A 21,270-nucleotide genomic window follows, 5' to 3' on the forward strand; every position below is an offset into this window, starting at 1 on the left:
TAAGTTCAATTATTTCCCCATTTTAACTAATCGCATTTGCTGCACCATTTCCGTACCTGAAACGATGCGGATTAGATAGATTGCATTGGGATACCCCGATAGATTTATAGGTGTTTCCGCTTGGGTAACAGAAAGTGCATGAGACTCCAAAATGCGACCGGATAAATCGACCAATTGGTACTTCAAAGATTCATTTGCTGTTTGCTGAAGATTCACTATAATAGCTTGTTCTTGTGCAGGATTCGGATATAGATTGAATCCGTTAGGTTGACTATTTTCAGCTAAACCTAAACCACTCCCAGTGAAATAAGCGTCAAATTGAATCGCTGTGACATCCAATGTGTCTAAATATACAGGTGAAAGGACATTCGCAATGATTCCGTTGTTTCCCCAATTACTAAAAGTGAATCCGGGATTGGCAATCGCCTCAATTTTAATCGGTACCCCGTTGAAGTAAATCCCATTCCACGGATAGGTTCCCGGTTCAATCGTACTGATATGAATCTTCCCGGCTCCGGCAGGATGTACGTCCAAAACCAGGTTCACTTGATTGGGTAGACTGAAGTTGTTTTCGATGTGATCTCTAACCTGATTGCTTCGTTCGGTGAGTTGATCCTGGAATGTGAGATGACTGTTGTACAAATCGGTCATTTGTTGAGGAATGTTGTTCGGGTCTCCCCAACGCGCATATTCCTTTTGCATTTCCACGGCAATTTGATTGAAAAAACCATCTTCCAATGGGATTAAGCGGCTTGGAAGGTATTCGGTATTCATTAGATCCGCATAGCGGTTGATGAAGTAATCCTTGAATCGATTGTTCTGAATTCCTTTTAACCAAATATTAATGAATGGATTGCCTGTGCTTTGTCCCATCATATAGGCAATGTGGTCATCGTAGCAATCAGACCAGGAAAATGGTGCCAGCGCAAGTTCCATGTCAATGGTGCAAAACCGGTAACGGAAATCGGTTTTATTTGAACGGTAGATCTTGATGTTGTTTTGAGGCCAATCGGTATTCCCCATCCATGATTCCGCAATGATGTAATCCGTGTAATAAGTTTGGTCGAAATACTGATCCGCCTGGTCCCAATAGGATACGGAAGCAGGATTTAAGTTGTTGAAAGCAGCATAAACCGTATTGAATGTATCTACCGGAGCTCCTGTCACTGAACGCAAAACAGAATTGTTCCATGCACTCAAAGACAAAATGTCTAAAGAATCCTTGTGTGCATCATCCGCCAATTTGAAAAACTCATCGTCGATTTTTTCACGCAATTCATACAAACCGAAATAAGATCCATTGATGTAAACTGTCACAGGACGCCAGGCAGAATAATAGTTGTTTGTCGTTGCAGACATCGCTTCTTCCTGACAGGCATCTTTATAAGGAAATTGGAGCCATTGATTGCTTCCGTTCCGGATGTAAAAATTGCTGTATTTTGTTCTGTTTGGACGGTTTGGAATTACCGGATAATTGACTGGACCTTCACCTAAAGTTCCATTGTCCAATTCCAAGCGGAACGAATGCTGAGGGTGGGAACGACTTCCTCCATAACCTCCATCGATCTGCATACCTGTATTCCTGGAGAATAATAACTGCTCGGTTTCTGAAAAATAATCGATGTGTGCAGCGCGCTGCCAATCCTGTTGCCAATTATCAAAGATACCATCTGGTCCATATAGGTTTTGGTTGTCAGTGATGAGAGAGATTATTGGTGTTTCATGGTTGATTCCCAGTAAATAGGAAGCTTGGGTGATACTGCTGGGTAAAAAACCGGTGCCAAAAACACGTGCACGTAAAACGCTGGAATAAAGAACAGGAACAGGATTTCCTGTATATAAAGTGGAAGAGGTAGTTGGTGTACTTCCATCAGTGGTATAGTAGACCTGGGAGCCCGAACCATTTGTATTGGCAATTGTTACGAGAACAGTTGTACCGTAGACACCCGATTGAGCGGAGAAAACAGGTGGAAGAAAGTATCCGTTATATCCTTGAGAACCGTTGTTGGTTGATTCAGGTGTTGGCGATCCGAATGTCACGAAATTACTGCTCGCATCCGGAAGTAATCCGCGGCTTTCATCCAAATTCTGACAATTAACCCATAAACTATTTAAAAGGGTTTGTGAAGGAGTGTATAGACCGATAGTTTCGCCGGAGCCTGAAATGGAAAAATTGGTATGTTGATACTGGTTAGGGTTGACCATCTCAAAATTGGACGATAATGAAGCGTATGAAACCAGCATCATGTCAAATTCGATGTAATCGTAAACCATGCCCGGATCTGTGCTCACTACATCGAATCCAAAGGAGTTGATGTAACCGGCAGTTAATCCCGCTGCACTCAATTCGGATGCTAATATGAGCAATTGGTGTTTCGCTCCCCAATACCAGTTTCCATAGGGGGCAGGGTAGTCGGTTCCCGAATTTTGAATGGTTCCGCTTCCAACAGAAAATCCATTGAATCTCATGTTTGGTCGCTGATTTGCCGTATTTCCGGAAGAGAAGCCACAAGCGGCATCGCTGTTGTCTTGAAAGGCAAAAGCGGTGGAAGCAAAAGGGGTCGTACTTTGATTGAAAATGGAATTGAGTGTATAACCGGCTCCGCTGTACGAACAGGTGTTGACCAGAATATTTGAAACACCATCCCAATAGAAAGGAGTTGTCAATGTATGCGTATTCCAACCTGTTGTTGGTGTGTAATTGGATGCAGTAAGCACATGTGTGAAACCTGAAATGGGCTTCCGGTCTTTTCCGCTGCAAAAAACGGTCTTGTATTCGTTCGGGAGCAAATTGATTGCAGGGAATGTCCATTTTTGAGGTTGCGATGGATTGTCACTCAATGAGTAATTGAAGAGAGAAACCGTGTCCGAAGTGGTATTGTGCAATTCGATCCAATCCGGGAATTCACCATCCTCATCTGCAATGGTTGAATAATTCCGGTTGCTGCCTTCATTGATAACAATCTGGGCGTTTAAGGAAAAAGAAAAAACGCAACAAACAAGTGCGAAAATGAATGTATTGAATTTCATAAGCAATGTGTAGTAATTTGATGTTCTGCACAATAATAATCATTTCCACGTTTAGATTGGAAATGAAAAAGTCCGGATACTTGATAAGCCAATCAGTTGTTAGAATGAAAGGCGAACTACGTTTTTTACTCAAAATGTCCATTTTCATGAAGAAATTCTTACCTTGAATCGGCTTACATGTTTAAAGAATCAACCCATGCAGACCAAATTTCTTTTTTTACTACTAATCTTTCAATTTCCTTTGATCCTTTTTGGTCAGGACAGGGTTGGAGTTGTTAAATTGCACTATAAACCTGGAATCAGCATAGAAAAGAATTTCGTAGATCTGAAGTCTTTTGAATTGGGAGCGAATGTATTTGCCACCCGCGGACGACTTACCAACGATGTTATTAATTATTATGGGATTGAAAGCACTTATAAGTGGATTACCCTAGTTGATGAAAGGCGTGATGGTATTTCCATACGCGGGATTTATCAGCGCTTGAAAGATCCAATCGGTTTCAATGTGCAAAGCTCGGTGTTGTTTGCCCGGAAATCTACTTTTTTACTTCCTGAAGTAGGGATTACCTTATTCGGTGTATTATCTCTGAATTACGGCTATTATTTTCGAACGGATGTGCGTCAGTCGTATGATTCCTCACTACATAGCATTTCACTAAAGCTCAGTCTGAATCTTTGTTACGGAGAATACCTGAATATCGTCGGAAAAAGTGAGAAATGGAGATTTAAAACTGCCGAATCGAAAGATTAAGGGAGATCATAAACACCAATATCAGGAGGTGAATTTCTTCCAAATCCACGTATATCCTGTGCCGTTGAGTAAGTCGGATTAGCATTGTTACTCAAACTGGAAGTGGAGTAAAACTTAAAGTCATCACCATTCGGATTAACGAATGCTGGATTTGAATTGGAACAGGATGTAAACATCGGATTCCCAAGATTTGACTTCAGAATCACTGAATTTCTAAAATGAAAATTCAAGGTTAATCCCCCGGTTTGGATCGTATCGATGGCTAAATGTTCACCGTTGCTTCCGTAAATGACGCAATTATTGAAATTGGCGTTTGGGATTTGAGCTACCGTTGTTCCTTGTGAATTGGTGTAGTAATTCGAAATTCCAACTGCAGGCGTGGTGCCTTCTCCCGTTCCATATCCTAAAAAATCGCATTGATTGAATGTGAAATCCGCTCCTTGGATAACCAATAAGGAATGTACGCCGGTACTGTGAACCAACACATTTTCACCGTAGACTTTCGGTCCGTCAAACAGGAATAACCCATAGCTTGCCGCATTAAGGATTTCGGTATTGGAAATAGTGAGTGTATTTTGAGAGAAAGCGGGATCCCGTGAATCGACATGAATTCCTGCAATGGCATTTTTAATCACGACATTGTCAATCAAGGAAGGTCTTGCTTCTTGCAAATAGATTCCGTAATACTGACCGGGAACATCTTTATAAGCAGCTTCCAGTCGATCTCCCTGAATCGTTACTTTATTATTGTAATCTCCGTCAATATTTAAAGTTCCCTTGTAATTCCAAAGAATAGCGCCTTTGTGCAAGTAAATGTGTGTTCCTCCAATAATATTGAGTGTTTTAGCTGAATCCACGAATGCTGAATTATAGATGACATGCGGTTTGTCATTCGGCCAGGTTCCCTCATTTAAGTCAAAGATGCCGGCTCCTATATTGGAATAATGGTAATACATATCTTGTCCCCAAGCAGCCAATTTCACATATTGATCTTCTCCATTGGTCGTAAATCGGACTGAATCCTCTACAATGACGGGTAAATTTTGACCATTCACACTTAATTTCACTTCCACGAAGCAAAATAAACTGTCACCGGATGGAATTTCAAGGTCGGAAAAACTGGTTCCTTGCAGTCCGTCGAGGTTCAATTTGAATTTGGATGCGGAACCACCCATCAGTTCAACCTGACTAATTTTCAGCGCCTTGCTTTGCGGGTTGTAAATCTTGAAATACTTTGTCGTTGAGCCGATTGTGGTAAAAACAGTATCGAACACCAGGGTATCGGTTGAGAAGCTTAAATTACCGTCCCCGAACAGATTCTTCTTTTTACAAGCGGAATTCGTTAATGTAAGAGAGGCTAAAATTGCGACTCCAAAAATAAGATTTACTATTTTCATCATGACAAAAGTAACGAAATGTAATCCATTTTATTTTTTTTGTTGTGAATTAAAAAGTTTGATTATCTTTGCAAACCAATTTTCGAATAAGAACAAAATTAAGAATAACAAACATATGAAAGCAGGTATTCACCCGGAAGATTATAGATTAGTAGTGTTTAAAGACATGACAAATGAGTATGCATTTTTATGTCATTCTTCTGCTAATACTTCAGAAACAATTACTTGGGAGGATGGAAATGATTATCCATTGGTAAAATTAGATATCTCTCACAAGTCTCACCCGTTCTTTACAGGTATTGTACAGTTCGTGGATACTGCAGGTCGTATCGATAAATTCAACAATCGTTACGGAAAATACAAAAAGTAATTTCTACCTCGAAATAACAACCCTGATAAGCTTAGCTTCATCAGGGTTTTTTTTTGATTTTTTTTGAGCTTTTGGCTCTCTTTTGGACTGCCTTTAATTTGGAGTTGGTTATATTTGTATCATGAGTTCACTGCATATTAAAATTTTAGTTCTATTTATTCTTTGTGCTTTTAATAGCGTACAAGCAGGTTCGATCGACGATGCATTCAAGGCTTTGAATCAATTCAATTACTTTGAAGCAAAGAAACAATTTGAAAAGTCGATCAAATCAAATGAATCCGCAGCGAATTATGGATTGGCAGTGATTTACTCCCGTTCGGATAATCCTTTTCATCAGTTGGATTCAGCGTATGCCAAAATCGTCCGCTCGGAAAAGAGTTATGGCCTGATGAAGGACAAGCAGAAGGAAGCGCTCAAAAAATACAATTTTGATTACCTCGCAATTGAAAATTTGAGGAAAGAGATTTCAACCGGTCTTTTTCGGATTGTTTTGAAAAATCCTTCCGAAGAGGCATACGACCAATTTCAGAAAAACAATACCTGGGCAGCTGAACATACTCGGGCGATCTATTCCCGTGATTCAATTGCTTATTTGAAATCGAAATCAGCAAATACTTCAGCTGCTTTTGACCTGTTCCTGAAGAAATACCCGGAATCCGAATTTAAAAAGGAAGCACTGAATAATTTTTACCGTTTGCAGTACAAGGAAAACACGGATGGGAAAACGATTTCCTCTTTTCTGGGATTTGAAAAACAATTCCCTTCCAATCCTTATGTCACTGATGCGCAAGACCAGGTTTATAATTTGAGCACAGCCCGCAATCAGGTGAAAGATTATGAACTCTTTATCAAAACATATTCGAAGAACCGAAATGTAGAAAATGCCTGGAGAAAACTCTACCAGCTCTACATGTCCGATTATTCATTGGAACGTTTGGAGAAATTTCAAACGGAATACCCCAACTATCCTTACAAGGATGAAATTACGAAAGATAAGAAGTTGAGCTCGCAGCAGATTATTCCGTATAAAAACGGAGGTCAGTTTGGCTGGATGGACCTGAATGGGAATATCGTTATTACTGCCCAGTACAGTACGGTTGGTTTCTTTAAGGAGGGTTTGGCATGGGCTGAAAAAAGCGGCAAATACGGATTCGTGAATAAGGCCAATGAAGTGGTTGTTCCTTTCAAATTTTCCAGTGCGAATGATTTCGATAAAGGAAGGGCAATTGTACAGGTGGATACCTTATTTGGGATCATTGACCGGTCAGGTGCCTACATTGTTGAACCGCAATACAAGGACATCGGACAGTTTTCCGAAGGCTTGATTTATGCGATTAAAGATAGTCTGTACGGTTATTTTGATGGATTAGGATATCCCCGGATTCCGGAACAATACGAAGAAGCATTCTCCTTTTCCGGAGGAATGGCGAAGGTTACTTTCAAAGGTTTGGAAGGATATATTGACGCATTCGGTTCCTTTAAAGTGAAACCTTTGTATGAGTCCATCAATTTGTTTGGTGATTCTGCAATCGTTGTTGAAGGCGATGAAACGGCGAAGTTGGCAAATTTTCAGGGGGATGAACTCAAAACTCCTCCAATTGAAGAGATCGGAACACTTGTTTTAGACAGAGCTCTAATTATTTCAAATGATAAGATCGGTTATCTGAATAAAAAGGGAGAAGTAGCCATTCCTGCAACATTTGATTATTTCACTAACGCCAAGACGGAAGGAGAGTTTGTGGGAATGTATGCAAAAGTTTCCAAAGCAAATAAATTTGGGATTATCGATCGATTCGGAAAACCCATCATTCCTTTCTCTTATTCCAAATTAGGAGGAGTTTCTTCCTTGATTGCTTTTGAAAAAGCTTCTAAGTGGGGATACATTAATTTGCAAAATCAAGTGGTTGTTCCTCCAATGTATGAAACGGCAGAAAGCTTCAAGTCGGGGCTAGGCGTTGTTCAGTTGTTGACTTTGAAAGGTGCGATCAATGCAAAAGGAGAAACAGTTATTCCGGTTGAGCATACTACGATCAAGGCATTGGATGATTCTCATTTTTTGGTTTCATTGGGTGCTTTTTATGGTATTTATACCAACAAGGGGAAATTGGTTGTTCCAATGGAATATGTCCAAATCCGGAAAGTTCAGGACGACTTTTATATCCTTACGAAAGGAACTGAATTACATTATTTCTATGTTCCTGAGAACAAACTGATCAAACCGATCCTGAATTAATCATGTCTGCATTAAAGAACTTTATTCGCTCGATTGTTCCAGGTAGCTTGCTGAATATTTATCGGGAAAGAAAGAAGAATAAACAACGGAAATCAATCCGGGAACAAGCCGAAAAAGGCGAAGGTCTTACTTTGGATAAACTAATCCGGGAGCTTAGGAATTGTGAAATAAAGGAAGGGGATTCTGTTTTGGTTCACAGCAGTTTTTCAAAGATCGGATATGTGGAAGGTGGACCGAAAACGTTGGTAGATGCATTATTGACTGTTATCGGAACAACCGGAAATTTATTGATGCCGAGTTCTCCCAATGCAGGTTATCAGCTGGATTACATCCGAAATCTGACCCAATTCGATGTTCAAAACGATGCGTCAAAAATGGGAGCAATCACGGAATATTTCAGAACCCTTCCAGGTGTAAAACGTTCGGAAAGTCCTACAGAACCCGTTTGTTGTTTCGGTCCGAAAGCGGATTGGTTCACCAATGGTCATTTGGGGGAATTGACACCTTACACTAAAAGCAGTCCTTTTGCGCGACTTGCAGAGGCGAATGGAAAGATTCTCTATATTGGAGTGACACTCGATAATGCGGGGACTTCATTGCACGTTTTGGAAGATGCTGTTACTGATTTCAAATTTCCGGTCTATTACCCCGAAGTGTTTTCTGTTTCGGTGAAGCGGATAGATGGAACAGTTGTCCCTGTTTCTGTGAAAGTGCACAACCCGGAACAATCTGCCAAACGCAAATGCGACGAGTTACTGCCACTATTCGAAACAAAAGGAGTCATGAAGTATTCCACTATAGGGAAAGCAAAAACGTTGGTTTTTGATGCTTCTAAAATGCTGGAAGTCATGATTGAAGAATATACTGCAAATGGTGTTACAATGTATACGCCAACAGGAGAGAAATAAAAGAAATAAGAGTTGTTCAAATGCTTTGCGATCTTTGCTTCTTAGCGGTTAATAGATAGTTGGTTTTATTACCGCAAAGAAAATGAGAACACAAAGAATAGGATATTTTATGCAAGCATTGCTATTTTTGTAAAATCTAAAAAAACAGAACATGTCAAATAGAAACTGGACTACAATCAAGTCCTATACGGATATCAAATTCGAATTCTTTGATGGAATCGGAAAGATCACCATCAACAGACCAAAAGTGTACAATGCTTTCCGTCCGGAAACAAACATGGAAATGTTGGATGCGTTGGAAATTTGCCGCGAAAGACAAGACATCGGTGTGGTTGTTTTGACAGGTGAAGGAGACAAGGCATTTTGTTCCGGTGGAGATCAGAATGTAAAAGGAGTAGGGGGATATATTTCTGAAGACGGTGTTCCTCGTTTGAATGTTTTGGATGTACATAAAGCAATACGAGCTTTGCCTAAACCGGTTATTGCCATGGTGAATGGGTATGCGATCGGCGGTGGACATGTACTTCACGTAGTTTGTGATATTACAATTGCTTCTGAAAATGCGCGCTTCGGTCAAACCGGACCAAAAGTGGGAAGTTTTGATGCAGGATTTGGTTCGTCTTTCCTTGCAAGTCATGTGGGGCAGAAAAAAGCACGCGAGATTTGGTTTCTGTGTGAGCAATATACTGCGGATGAAGCAGAGAAAATGGGAATGGTGAACAAAGTGGTTCCTTTGAAGGATTTAGAAGATACAACCGTTCAATGGTGCCAAACCATGATGAAACGTTCTCCATTAGCTCTTCGTATGATCAAGCGGGGATTGAACGCAGAATTGGATGGACAACGCGGTTTGATGGAATTTGCCGGAGATGCCACATTGATGTATTATCTGATGGAGGAAGCTCAGGAAGGAAAACGTGCCTTTTTGGAGAAACGTGAGCCGAATTTCCAACAATTCCCTAAGTTCCCGTAAACATAATTGAAAATTGAAAAGGTCACTTCGACTCCGCTAAGCTTCAGCATAAGTGTAGCGCAGTCGAAGGCACTGTAATTCGTAATTAATAAAATGGCTCTTTTAGATATTGAAGCTGATTTTCAGCGCATTTTCGGATTCAGTTTAACAGAAGGTAAACAATGGGTGGTGAAATCAGGAACAAACTTGATTTTTGCTGCTATCATTCTTTTTGTCGGATTCTGGATTTCAAAATGGATAGGTCGTTTGGTTGTCCGCATTTTGACTCGTGGAAAAGTGGATGTGGGGCTGATCACTTTTTTATCCAGCTTAACGACGATAATCCTCAAAATACTGGTTGTGGTCACAGCAATTACCCAATTGGGGATTGAAATGACTTCATTTGTCGCTATTCTCGGTGCTGCCGGTTTGGCAATCGGTATGGCTTTCTCCGGAACACTTTCCAATTTTGCAGGTGGAGTGATGATCTTGCTCTTTAAACCATTCAAGGTTGGAGATACGATTTTGACTCAAACTTTACAGGGTACGGTGAAAGAAATCCAAATTTTCTACACCTATTTGCATACATCGGATAACAAAGTGATTGTAATTCCAAATGGACCAATCGCAAACGGACCTTTGACAAACTTCACGAAGGCAAATGTTCGGAGAGTTGATTGGAGTATTCCGATCTCTTATGGAGACGATTATGTGAAAGCACATCAATTGATCTTAAAATATTTATCCGAAGACAAGAAAGTGAAAAAGGATCCAGCGCCCTTTGTGGCATTGGGAGAATTGGGGGCTTCTGTCATGATTACGGTGAGAGCATGGGCTAAAACCAATGATTTCTGGCCAGTCTACTATGAGTTGAATAGAAGAATTTACGAAGAGTTTGCCAAAGAAGGATTAAATTTAACTTCACCTCAGGAACACATCGTACAAATGCAGCAAGCAAAACCATGATAGACTTAAAACAACATCCCATTATTCAACAGTACATCATTTGGAATCGCTTTGGTGATTTGCTAGGCATGGATTTCAAAGTGGAAAAGAAGGGGCATGTTTTGTATACAATGATGATCAATAAGGAGCACCTGGCAACACCTTTTGCTGCACACGGTGGTTCAGTTGCTGCATTGATCGACGCTGCCCTTGGCGTAGCTTGTCTGACGGAAGTCTGTGAAGAAATGAAAGTGGTTTCGACAGTTAATCTGACGATTTCATTTCTCAATCCGGCTCACAAGGATGATGTTTTAACAGCAGATGCCCGCGTTACGAAGTCAGGAAAGCGCATTTTGTTTGTGGAGGGGAAAGTAACCAATCAAAAAGGAGAATTAGTAGCTACGGCTTCCGCAACGATGAATGCATACCCGGTTTCAAAGATCAGCGAGAAGGTTTTCTGAGAAATTATCAATGATTTAATTATCAAGAAAGGAATTCCTCTTGCTAATTTAAAATTGATAATTCCTTCCTTTGATTTTCTCCCGGAGTTTTACAACTTCAACAGCCTCTTTTACATCATGCACCCTAAGGATATTCGCTCCCTTATCCAATGCAAGTGTATTCAATACGCTGGTCCCATTCAATGAATCTTCCGCATCAATTCCAAGTGTTTTGTAAATCAATGATTTTCGTGAGATTCCAACCAGAATAGGGCAGTCGAACAATTGAAAAGCTTCCAGATAGGAAAACAGGTCTAAATTTTGGGTACTGTTTTTTGCAAAACCGAATCCAGGATCGATAATCAGGTCTTTCACTCCTGCAGTTCGCGCTTTTTCAAGCTGGGTTCCCAGTTCAACCATGACCTCTTTTAGTAAGTTGTCGTAAGTATTCAACTGAGCCATGGTTTGAGGAGTTCCCCGCATATGCATCAATACATAAGGAACCTGATGTTTAGCAACGATGGAAAAGATCTCGGAATTGATTAGTCCGCCGCTGATGTCATTGATCAGATGAACTCCTTGTTCCAACACGTAATTGGCAACTTCGGATTGAAAAGTATCAACACTGATTTTGATTTCGGGATAACGTTCCAAAGCGTAAGAAACAGCGGGCTTAATACGTTCTATTTCTGCTTTTTCGGAAATGTGCTCTGCACCGGGTCGACTTGAGTAACCTCCTATATCTAACCATGTTGCACCGTTTTTGACATGCAGATCGATTAGATCTTGTTGCTTTTCAATAGTCGAACTTTGACTGCTTGCATAGAAAGAATCGGGAGTGCAATTGACAATTCCCATCACCTGCGGAGTAGAAATAGTGAATAACTTACCACGGATGTTTAGCTCCCATTCTCGCGAAAAATGTGTATTTTCAGACCTTAAAAATTCCATACTTACATAGATGATACAAACATCGGAACAATATCAACACATCGTACAGGGTTGTAGAGAAATTTTCCTGAAAAAGACTAAAGATTACGGAACTTCCTGGAGAATTGCCCGGGCAAGTAGTTTGACGGATCAGATCTTCATCAAAGCAAATCGCATTCGAACCATTCAGGAAACCCAGGAGAATAAAGTTGGTGAAAGTATAGAAGGGGAATTCGGTGCAATGGTGAATTATTGTATCATGGCGATCATTCAATCACGCTCAATAGATGGATTGGGTCTTGAATTAAATCCGGATCAGGCATTGGCACTCTATAATGAAGTTGCTTTGGAAGCTTTTGAATTGATGGAAAAGAAAAATCACGATTACGGAGAGGCTTGGAGAGACATGCGGGTTAGTTCATTAACCGATATGATCTTGATGAAGTTGCTACGAATAAAACAAATCGAGGACAATGGAGGAAAAACCATAGCTTCGGAAGGAATCGAATCGAATTATTTTGATATTTTGAACTACTCGATTTTTGCATTGATACACCTTACCCTTTAAAATACTGGTCCCATGAAAACTATGCGAACAATTGCAGGACATTCCTTCCCACTCAATGTTCTGTTTGTCATTTTAAACCTTGCCGGGCTAACACTTACCACCATTGGCTTTCATGATTCGTTTGAAGCTAACAAACTACTTTTCGTAAGTATCGGTTTGGTTTTGATGCTGTTTTCAGCTGTAGCGTTGATTTTCTTTAAGGGAAGATTGATGATTGCGACCGTTTCACGCGTTATCGTAGGAAGTTTGTTCATTGTTTCGGGCTTGATAAAAGCGAACGATCCTTTGGGATTTTCCTATAAATTGGAAGAATACTTTGAAGATGGCGCGCTGGCTTACCGGATCAAGGAACTTTTTGGAGCTCCCGGTTTTTCATTGGAATATTTCATCCAACATGCATTGGTGCTTTCGGTCATCATCTGTATCGTTGAGATCGTATTGGGAGTTCTGGTGATCGTTGGAGGAAAAATGCGCTTCGTGAGCTGGTTGCTGGTAATCACCATGTTGTTTTTTACTTTCCTGACTTGGCATACTTCTACTTGCGATGCGAAACAAAAATTTGTAGACAGAGATACCTATTCCCTGGTTGATGCGAAAGAAGCGCAACTGGCAGATAATAAGATGGAAGAGGCGAAAACCAATAAGGATGTCAAGATCATTTCGAAAACCTCCAAAGAAGTGGTGGTGGAAGAAATGAAATCTCCACAATGCGTAACAGATTGCGGATGTTTCGGTGATGCAATGAAAGGTTCTGTAGGAAGATCGTTGACTCCGAAAGAATCACTTTGGAAAGATATCGTATTGCTTTATCTGGCAATCTGGATTTTTGCTGCTCAAGGAATCATTAAACCGAATAATGTGCGTCAGAATTGGATCTATGTTCCAATTTCCATGTTGTTGATTGCCGGCTTGTCGTGGGTTTTTGATTGGTATTTCCCAATTATCTTCTCGTTAATTGCCATTTTTGCAGCTTTGTGGACCTATCGAATCCGAAATAGGTTCATAGGGAATCATGTTGGTTCAGCGCTGGTTGTTGCACTTTTGTGCGGTGTTTTCATTGTTTATGTCTTGAAATACGATCCGTTAAGGGATTATCGTCCTTATGCAGTTGGAAATTACCTGCCTGATTTAACCAAAAACGGTGATCCCGGAAAATACCAGAGCTTGCTGGTCTATAAAAACTTACAAACAGGGGCTAAAAAAGAATACGACGGTTCAAGCAAGGAATTCATGAATTCTAAGATTTGGGAAAAAACCAAAGAATGGAAATACGAAACCATGGTGAACAAGGAGATCATTCCAATGAGATTGCCTTCCATCGATACGGCTCAATTCAATCCTTCACGCAGTATCAGATACCTGTCAGAAGATGAGTTGCAATTAGACGCAGTCAAAAAACAACTCAAAAACCGAAAAATTACCGGTTTGCGATTGATGGACAAGGTGACGAAGGAAAAAGTGGATATTGCAGAGGTGGAATACAATGTGGAATCTTATCCGGTGGATACCTATACAATTCTTGATACGATACTAGTTGAAAATCCGGAATTGTCAGATGTAAGTATCCGGAAGTTCTTGTTTACAGCGCCTAAAGTCATCGTCGTTTTCTCCAAGAACCTAAAAGAATTTGATCTGGATCACCTGGATGAGATCAAATCGGTAGCTGCGAAAGCGAAAAAAGCAGGGATTCCGTTCGTACTGGTTGTCGGATCAGGAGATGACGAAATTGCTGCATTCAAAAAGAAGCACAACTTACATGTACCGATCTTTATCAATGATGGAATCGAGTTGAAAGTAATTTCACGAGCAAATCCGGCTTTGGTGGTCTTGAGATACGGTCGTGTGAAAGGAAAATATACCGGTAATTCGTTACCGACGTTTAATTGGATTCAATCACATTTATTAGCAAAATAGCATGCGCTCAAAAATTGTAGCAGGAAACTGGAAAATGAACTTGTCTCAAACCGAGGCAAAAGCATTATGCAAAGAAGTAAATAAGTTGAACATCGGTTCGGAAATAGAAGTCTATATTTTTCCTCCGATGTTGTATGCAAGTGATTGCAAAGCGATTTCAACCAGGGTTAAAGTGGGAGCGCAGAATGCGTATCCGAAAGATCAAGGCGCTTTTACCGGTGAGGTGAGTATGTGGCAACTAAAAGAAGCCGGAATGGATTCCGTATTGATCGGACATTCGGAACGAAGAGAATATTTTCAGGAAGACAATGCATTATTGAAACAGAAACTGGATAGCGCCCTTGCTCACGGAATCAGACCTTTCTTCTGTTGTGGGGAACCATTGGAAATCAGACAGGATAATTCTTTTTTGAGTTACGTGAAGAACCAATTGGAAGAAAGTGTATTTCATCTTTCAGCAGCTGAATTTGAAAAAGTAGTCCTGGCATACGAACCTATTTGGGCGATTGGAACAGGACAAACGGCAAGCACAGAGCAAGCTGAAGAAATGCATGCAGCAATCCGGTCTTGGGTCGGGGAGAAGTATGGAAAGGAAACTGCGGAAAAAACATCCATTTTATATGGTGGAAGTTGTAACCCAAGTAATGCACAAGCGTTATTCGCTTGCGAAAATGTAGATGGAGGATTGATCGGAGGTGCTTCTTTGAAAGCGGCAGATTTTTCCGTTTTAGTAGCTGAAGGAACATGGACTATTTTGAATTAACAGTTAATATCGAGCCAAGAGATCCTTGGTCAGATATTCTCGTTGCGGAACTTGCCGAATTCGGCTTTGAAAGTTTTGTAGAGACCGATTTGGGAATCCAGGCGTATGCACCGATTCAAATTGGGGATGTTTCAACCATTTTGAAAGAAACGTGTATTCATGAAAATCCGGAAATCCGGGTGGATTGGAAATTGGAAGAAATCCCGCATCAGAATTGGAATGCAACATGGGAAGAATCATTCGACCCGGTTTTGGTGGATTCGCGGCTTGCTATCATTGCACCGTTCCATGATGCAGCTGATTTTCCCAATAGGGAACTGATTGTCATTCAACCACAAATGTCTTTTGGTACGGGACATCACCAAACTACGTACCTGATGTCACAATTTGTGCTTGACTTACACTTACTTCCTGAAAGAGTACTGGATATGGGATCAGGAACAGGAGTGTTAGCCATTTTAGCAGAGAAAAAAGGGGCACAGGATATTTTAGCAGTGGACATCGAATCGTGGTCAGTCGAAAATTCGTTGGAAAATGCTGCCCGCAATGGTTGCACAAAGATCCGGGGATTGTTAGGCGACATTGATCTCATTCAAGAAAAGGATTTCGGCGTGATACTTGCTAACATCAACAAAAATGTGCTGAAAAGACATTTACCGGATTACGCAAAACTGTGTTCTGATAACGGATTACTTTTTCTAAGCGGTTTTTTCACTTCGGATGTTTCGGAATTGGAAGAAGCTGCGAAAAAAGTCGGTTTTGAATTGGTAGAAGTAAGAGATAAAGAAACATGGGCGTCCATGAAACTTAAAAAAGTAGAACTATGAAAAAATGGGGATTCATTCTAATTGCAATTTGGAGTGTTACAAATGCATTTTCACAGTCTTATCCTGAAGACAGAGAGAAGTTTGTAAAAGCAATTGTTTCGCTGACAAGTGATTATTTGGATAAAGATCAGAAGGACTTTTTGAAAGATGAATTTTCGGTAACCTTATTGAAATCGACTGATTTTCCCGACAAGTATTTTTCCAAGATGGTTGCCACTTGTAATGTGATGGAAAGTAAGCGTTTGAAGGCGTATCCGGAAATTTACAATTACGTTTTTTCCGTTTATTCGTTCGTTAAAAACAAACAGCCTGAATCTTCATTTTCAGCATGGCACAGTTCGGTAGATAAGTTGTTGGATGCCAAGAATATCAATAAATTCAAGGATTTCATTGAAATGTCAGCGGGCTTTTTCTCCAAAGGAATGCTTGCAAACTCTTCGAATGAAGAATGGTATTATTACGGTTCTTACCTTTTTGAATTCACGGATAAACCCATTATCAAATTTACAAATGGACGCTTGGTTTGCGGATTCCCAAACAAAGGTGCAAAACGAGGTGAAGCTCGTTTCCTGGATTCCTTAGTTGTTTATAATACCAGCGGTACGTATGACCCGGTATTAAAAAAATGGATTGGTCAGGGAGGAAAAATAAACTGGGTGAAAGTTGGTTTGAAAGAAAATGAAACATTTGCTGAGCTTGGGAATTACGATGCTTCCATGAAGTCGAATTTCATCAAGGCAGATACGGTTTCGTTAACAAGTCCATTCTTTCCCGGAAAGAAAATCAAAGGAACGCTGAATGAACGCGCTTTCCGTGTTATTCGTGAGGCAGATCGCAATTACCCACAATTCATTTCATTTGAAAGAAAGCTTTCCATCGTGAATGTACTTCCTGACATGGATTATGTCGGAGGTTTTTCATTGCAAGGTGCAAGTGTTGTCGGAATTGGTAACGCCACGGAATTGGCTCAATTGACCATCAAAAGAAACGGAAAGAAATTCCTGGTAGCGAAAACGCAATACATTGCCATTGAACCAACTAAGATCGTTTCGAATCTCACTCAAACCACTTTGTATGTCGGGGAAAAAGATTCAATTACGCATCCGGGTGTTGGTTTTACTTACATGAAGGATTCGAATACGGTTGAACTGAATAGAGGGAAATCCGGAGTTTTGCAATCACCATTTACAGATTCCTACCACCAATTGGAATGGTATGTTCAAAAAGTGACCTGGAAAAGAACAGGAAATGATTTGGCTTTTACCTATGAGTTTGGAACGAGTCAGGAACAGCGAATAGCCAGTTTTGAATCCATGAACTTCTACGATGGAAGATTATACGACAAACTGCAGGGAATGGAACAAGTTCATCCTCTGGCTGCACTTTACAATTACGCTTACAAATTCGATGAATTTACATTAACAGAAGGAAAAGCAGCAACGGCACTTGGAAAAACGGTTGAACAGGTGAAAACTCAGTTGTTAACTTTGGCGTCTTACGGATTTATCAGCTACGATACGGAGAATAAAATTGTCAAAATAAACCAAAAAACAAAGGTGTTTATCGAAGCCAGAGCCGGAAAACGGGATTATGATAACCTGATCTTTGTTTCCGATATGCGTCCTAAATCGAAATTCTCTCCCGAACAATTGAAAGACAATCCGGCTCTTCAGAAAGTGGCGACACAGGATTCGCTTTTGGCCATTAAGAGAAGAACCATGCCGAATTACGGAAAAATGGATTTGGCAACCATGGAAATTGCTTTGGAAGCGGTTGATCGTGTCACGATTTCAGATGCACAGGGTTCATTTGTTCTTCCGGACAGAGCACAGGTAAAGATTAGTAAGAACCGCGATTTCAAATTCACAGGTTGGGCTTCTTCCGGTAAATTTGAGATCCACACTTTGGAGGCAAATTATGCTTATGAAGCAAACAAGATCAACCTGATCAAAACAGATAAAAGTTACTTCCGTGCAAAACCACTTTCGCAGGCAGACGGAAACAGATCCATTGCTTTGGGTTCTCCGTTAAATGGAATTGTAGGAGAAATTATTGTGGACGACCCTGCAAACCGGTCAGGAATGAAGAAAGATGCTGCTTTTTCGAAGTTTCCTATTTTGAAATCTACAAAACCTTCTAAAGTATACTACAATCAGGAAGATCTGTTTAAAGGAGCTTACGATTCTGCCCGTTTTTATTATACCTGTATTCCATTTGAAATGGATAGTTTGGATAATTTCTCAGAGAAATCATTCCGTTTAAAAGGAGAATTGGTTTCTGCCGGAATTTTCCCTGTAATCAAAGAAGATCTGAAAATCATGCCGGATTACTCGCTTGGATTCAGTACGGTGGCGCCACCCGAAGGACATGTTTTCTACGGAACAAAAGCGGTTTACAAGAACAAAATTGTGTTGTCAAACAACGGATTGCAAGGAGCTGGAATCATCAACTTCATTCAATCCACATCGGATTCGAAAGCCTTTACCTTCTTACCGGATTCAACTTTGGGATATGCCAAGTTTGAAAACAAACCGGTTGAAGTAGGTGTGCAATTCCCGGATGTGAAATCTCCCGATGCTTTTATCACATACGTTCCAAGACAAAACGTATTGAAAGCATCTTCCACCATGGAAAACGAATTGACCTTCTTCAATGGCGAAGCTAAAATGAAGGGAACGGCAATTATTCAACCAACCGGAATGACTGGTTATGGAATCATGTCCATGCAAAAAGCGAATTTGGGTTCAGATGCCTTTAAATTCAAACGCTACGATATTTTCTCAGATACCTCCGTCTTCAATCTCAAGAATCCGTATCCGGAAGAGGGGGAAAGTCCACTCGCTTTCTCATCCTACAATGTCAATGCGCACATTTCATTCAAAGACCGAAAAGGTGATTTCAAATCGAATGACGGAGAAGAGTTGAAAATCTTCCCGGTGATCAAGTATGCTGCAAAAGTGGATATCTTCACTTGGTTGATGGACCAGGATGAAATGGAGTTGTCTAAAAAAGGAGGAGGCAGTGGTTCCGGTGATATCAATATCAATACAGATCTGAACCTGGCTTCACCGAATATGTTCTCGATTCACCCGGATCAGGATTCCCTGCAATTTGCAGCTCCGAAAGTGAAATTCTCCATGAAAAACAAGGTGTTGTATTGTAGCAATACCACATTTATTGATGTCGCGGACGCGCGGATTTACCCGGATAGTGCGAAAGTGACGATTCATAAGAATGCTGTCATGGATCCATTGGTGAATTCGAAGATCGTTGCCAATTATGTCACGAAATACCATACGTTCCTGAATTCGACAACAACGATTTTGGCAAGAAGAAAATACAACTCGCAAGGGGATTATCCCTATTACGATGCGGATTCGACCCGAACACTGATTCACATGGATAAGATCGGTGTCGATTCAACATACCAGACATTTGCGAATGGAACCGTGAAAAGTGAAGCAGGGTTCAAGCTAAACAAGTACTTCGATTACTACGGAGCCATGAATGTGAAGGCGGCAAATCCGCTGATCAACTTCTCAGGAGCAACGCGTATCAATCACAATTGTGAGAAATTTGCGAAGAGCTGGATGTCGTTCTCGGCAGAGATTGATCCTAAGAACATTCAGATTCCGGTTACACCGAATATGAAGACATTGGATGGACAGGCGATTGCTGCAGGTATTATCTGGAGAGATTCCCGTCAGAAGGACTCCATTCGTTTGTATCCGACATTCCTTTCTTCCCTGGAAGATCCGAATGACCCGATTTTCATTACGGCTTCCGGAGTGTTGCAGTATGATTTCTCCTCGAAAGAATTCCAGATCGGAGCAAAAGAGAAATTGCTGAACCGCAATGAACCCGGAAACTTCATTTCATTGCATACGGAAAGCTGTTCCATGAACGCGGAAGGGAAGATCAACATGGGAATGGATTACGGAGATGTAACCGTAGATGCTATCGGAATCGTTTCCTATAATCAACAAAGCGGACAAACAGATGTGAATGCGACCTTGAAATTAAATTTCCCAATGGATAAAGGCGTTTTTGAAAGTATGGGTCAGCGAATTGTGGATTACGAAGGTTCAAAACCGCTTTCGTTCGAAACGACAAACATCGAGCAGGCTCTTTTGATGTGGGGCGACCGCAAGACTGCAGATAAGATCAAATCCGATTATACACTTTCCGAAGATAAGAAAGTGAAGCGTTTACCGGAAGAAATGGAAAAATCGATCGTGATTACCGGAGTTCATTTGAAAAACATTCCACTTACGAAAGATATCCGTGGATTGATGTCCAGTCTGGAAGGTGCTGCGATCGTGAACCTATATGGAAAACCGGTGATGAGACAAGTCGTGTTCCGCGCTGCTTTTGAACAGATCTACTCTTCAAACGGTGACAATTTCACGATGATGATGCAGGTTCCGGGAGGACCGGATTATTTGTTGAATTATACCATGTTGAAAAGAGATGGGACATTGAATATCATTACGAGTGATGCAGAACTCGCAAATGCGATCAATGCAATCAAGGAAGATAAACGTAAAACAAAAGGATTCTTATATCAAATCTCAACAAATAGCGTGTATTTAGGCAAACTAAATGCTATTTTTGAATGATGAACTGGACTGATTTTTTATGGGCTATACCTGCATATTTTTTAGGATCAATACCAACAGCGGTTTGGGTAGGTCGTGCAAAATATGATTTAGATGTAAGAGAACACGGGAGTAAAAATGCGGGAGCAACAAACACTTTTCGTGTACTTGGAAAAAAAGCAGGTAGAGTTGTATTAACGATAGATATTTTAAAAGGAATGCTGGCAGTACTATTACCGTATTTTGTACTGCCCATTCCTTTTTCTTCTGCTCATTTAACACACATTCAATTGGTGGCTTCCTTCATGGCGGTTTTAGGACACGTTTTTCCCATTTTTGCAGGGTTTAAAGGAGGGAAAGGTGTGGCAACTTCATTGGGTGTAATCGTCGGACTGCAACCATTGGCAGCAGCAATTTGTCTCGTGGTGTTTTTAATTGTCTTCATTACAACACAATATGTCTCATTGGGATCGATCTGTGCGGCAATTGTATTTTCAGGTTGTTTGTGGTTATTTCCAATAAATACGCTCGCTTTACCTATCTTTGGATCAGTGTTGGCGTTCATTGTGATTTTTGCCCATCGTAAAAATATCAAACGATTATTGGATGGGACAGAAAGCAAAATGAACCTTTTTAAGAAATAA

At 40.6% G+C, this 21,270-nt stretch carries 16 protein-coding genes; 13 read left to right on the forward strand and 3 right to left on the reverse strand.

Annotated elements, in window-relative coordinates:
- Positions 1-9: 9 nt before the first annotated feature.
- Positions 10-3,030, reverse strand: a complete 3,021-nt coding sequence (locus tag AAG807_RS15760) for a CotH kinase family protein (RefSeq protein WP_341905991.1) — start codon at positions 3,028-3,030, stop codon at positions 10-12.
- A 196-nt stretch (positions 3,031-3,226) separates the two neighbouring features.
- On the opposite strand from AAG807_RS15760, the gene AAG807_RS15765 reads away from it, so the two are divergent.
- Positions 3,227-3,781: a hypothetical protein gene (locus AAG807_RS15765; RefSeq protein ID WP_341905994.1), complete on the forward strand. Its 555-nt coding sequence runs from the start codon at positions 3,227-3,229 to the stop codon at positions 3,779-3,781.
- On the opposite strand, the gene AAG807_RS15770 is transcribed toward AAG807_RS15765, so the two are convergent.
- Complete coding sequence (locus AAG807_RS15770; protein WP_341905997.1) at positions 3,778-5,181, reverse strand: right-handed parallel beta-helix repeat-containing protein; 1,404 nt, start codon at positions 5,179-5,181, stop codon at positions 3,778-3,780. The genes AAG807_RS15765 and AAG807_RS15770 overlap by 4 nt on opposite strands.
- Positions 5,182-5,293: 112 nt before the next feature.
- Here AAG807_RS15770 and AAG807_RS15775 point away from each other — a divergent pair, with 112 nt between their 5' ends.
- The 6 genes from AAG807_RS15775 (at position 5,294) to AAG807_RS15800 (ending at position 11,047) form a co-directional block, all read left to right on the forward strand.
- Positions 5,294-5,548 carry a type B 50S ribosomal protein L31 gene (locus AAG807_RS15775; protein ID WP_294861933.1) on the forward strand — a complete coding sequence of 85 codons (255 nt, stop codon included), beginning with the start codon at positions 5,294-5,296 and terminating at the stop codon, positions 5,546-5,548.
- Between the two features lie 121 nt (positions 5,549-5,669).
- Entirely contained in the window at positions 5,670-7,781 is a 2,112-nt protein-coding gene (locus AAG807_RS15780) for a WG repeat-containing protein (RefSeq protein ID WP_341906001.1), read from the forward strand.
- A 2-nt stretch (positions 7,782-7,783) separates the two neighbouring features.
- On the forward strand, positions 7,784-8,689 hold the full coding sequence (locus tag AAG807_RS15785) for an AAC(3) family N-acetyltransferase (RefSeq protein WP_341906003.1): 906 nt from the start codon (positions 7,784-7,786) through the stop codon (positions 8,687-8,689).
- A gap of 151 nt (positions 8,690-8,840) precedes the next feature.
- Positions 8,841-9,662, forward strand: coding sequence for a 1,4-dihydroxy-2-naphthoyl-CoA synthase (menB, locus tag AAG807_RS15790; RefSeq protein WP_341906008.1), 822 nt, complete (start codon positions 8,841-8,843; stop codon positions 9,660-9,662).
- A 93-nt stretch (positions 9,663-9,755) separates the two neighbouring features.
- Positions 9,756-10,607, forward strand: coding sequence for a mechanosensitive ion channel domain-containing protein (locus AAG807_RS15795; RefSeq protein WP_341906011.1), 852 nt, complete (start codon positions 9,756-9,758; stop codon positions 10,605-10,607).
- Positions 10,604-11,047, forward strand: coding sequence for a PaaI family thioesterase (locus AAG807_RS15800; RefSeq protein ID WP_341906013.1), 444 nt, complete (start codon positions 10,604-10,606; stop codon positions 11,045-11,047). Before AAG807_RS15795 ends, AAG807_RS15800 begins: the two co-directional genes overlap by 4 nt.
- Positions 11,048-11,095: 48 nt before the next feature.
- Here AAG807_RS15800 and folP read toward each other — a convergent pair whose 3' ends face one another.
- The gene (gene folP, locus AAG807_RS15805; RefSeq protein ID WP_341906016.1) at positions 11,096-11,977 is read right to left on the reverse strand and encodes a dihydropteroate synthase; all 882 of its coding nucleotides are present in this window, start codon (positions 11,975-11,977) and stop codon (positions 11,096-11,098) included.
- A 10-nt stretch (positions 11,978-11,987) separates the two neighbouring features.
- Between folP and AAG807_RS15810 the strand changes: the two genes are divergently transcribed.
- The 6 genes from AAG807_RS15810 to plsY are packed head-to-tail and all read left to right on the forward strand — an operon-like array spanning position 11,988 to position 21,270.
- A complete protein-coding gene (locus tag AAG807_RS15810; protein WP_341906018.1) occupies positions 11,988-12,524 on the forward strand; it encodes a DUF1599 domain-containing protein in 537 nt (178 codons plus the stop codon).
- Positions 12,525-12,536: 12 nt separating this feature from the next.
- Entirely contained in the window at positions 12,537-14,438 is a 1,902-nt protein-coding gene (locus tag AAG807_RS15815) for a DoxX family protein (protein ID WP_341906021.1), read from the forward strand.
- A 1-nt stretch (position 14,439) separates the two neighbouring features.
- A complete protein-coding gene (tpiA, locus tag AAG807_RS15820; protein WP_341906023.1) occupies positions 14,440-15,201 on the forward strand; it encodes a triose-phosphate isomerase in 762 nt (253 codons plus the stop codon).
- Positions 15,183-16,028: a 50S ribosomal protein L11 methyltransferase gene (prmA, locus tag AAG807_RS15825; protein WP_341906025.1), complete on the forward strand. Its 846-nt coding sequence runs from the start codon at positions 15,183-15,185 to the stop codon at positions 16,026-16,028. Before tpiA ends, prmA begins: the two co-directional genes overlap by 19 nt.
- Entirely contained in the window at positions 16,025-20,647 is a 4,623-nt protein-coding gene (locus AAG807_RS15830; protein ID WP_341906028.1) for a hypothetical protein, read from the forward strand. Before prmA ends, AAG807_RS15830 begins: the two co-directional genes overlap by 4 nt.
- Positions 20,644-21,270, forward strand: a complete 627-nt coding sequence (plsY, locus tag AAG807_RS15835; protein WP_341906030.1) for a glycerol-3-phosphate 1-O-acyltransferase PlsY — start codon at positions 20,644-20,646, stop codon at positions 21,268-21,270. The genes AAG807_RS15830 and plsY overlap by 4 nt, the downstream gene beginning before the upstream one ends.

This window comes from Fluviicola taffensis DSM 16823 (assembly GCF_943372375.1).
GTDB lineage: Bacteria > Bacteroidota > Bacteroidia > Flavobacteriales_D > Crocinitomicaceae > Fluviicola > Fluviicola taffensis_A.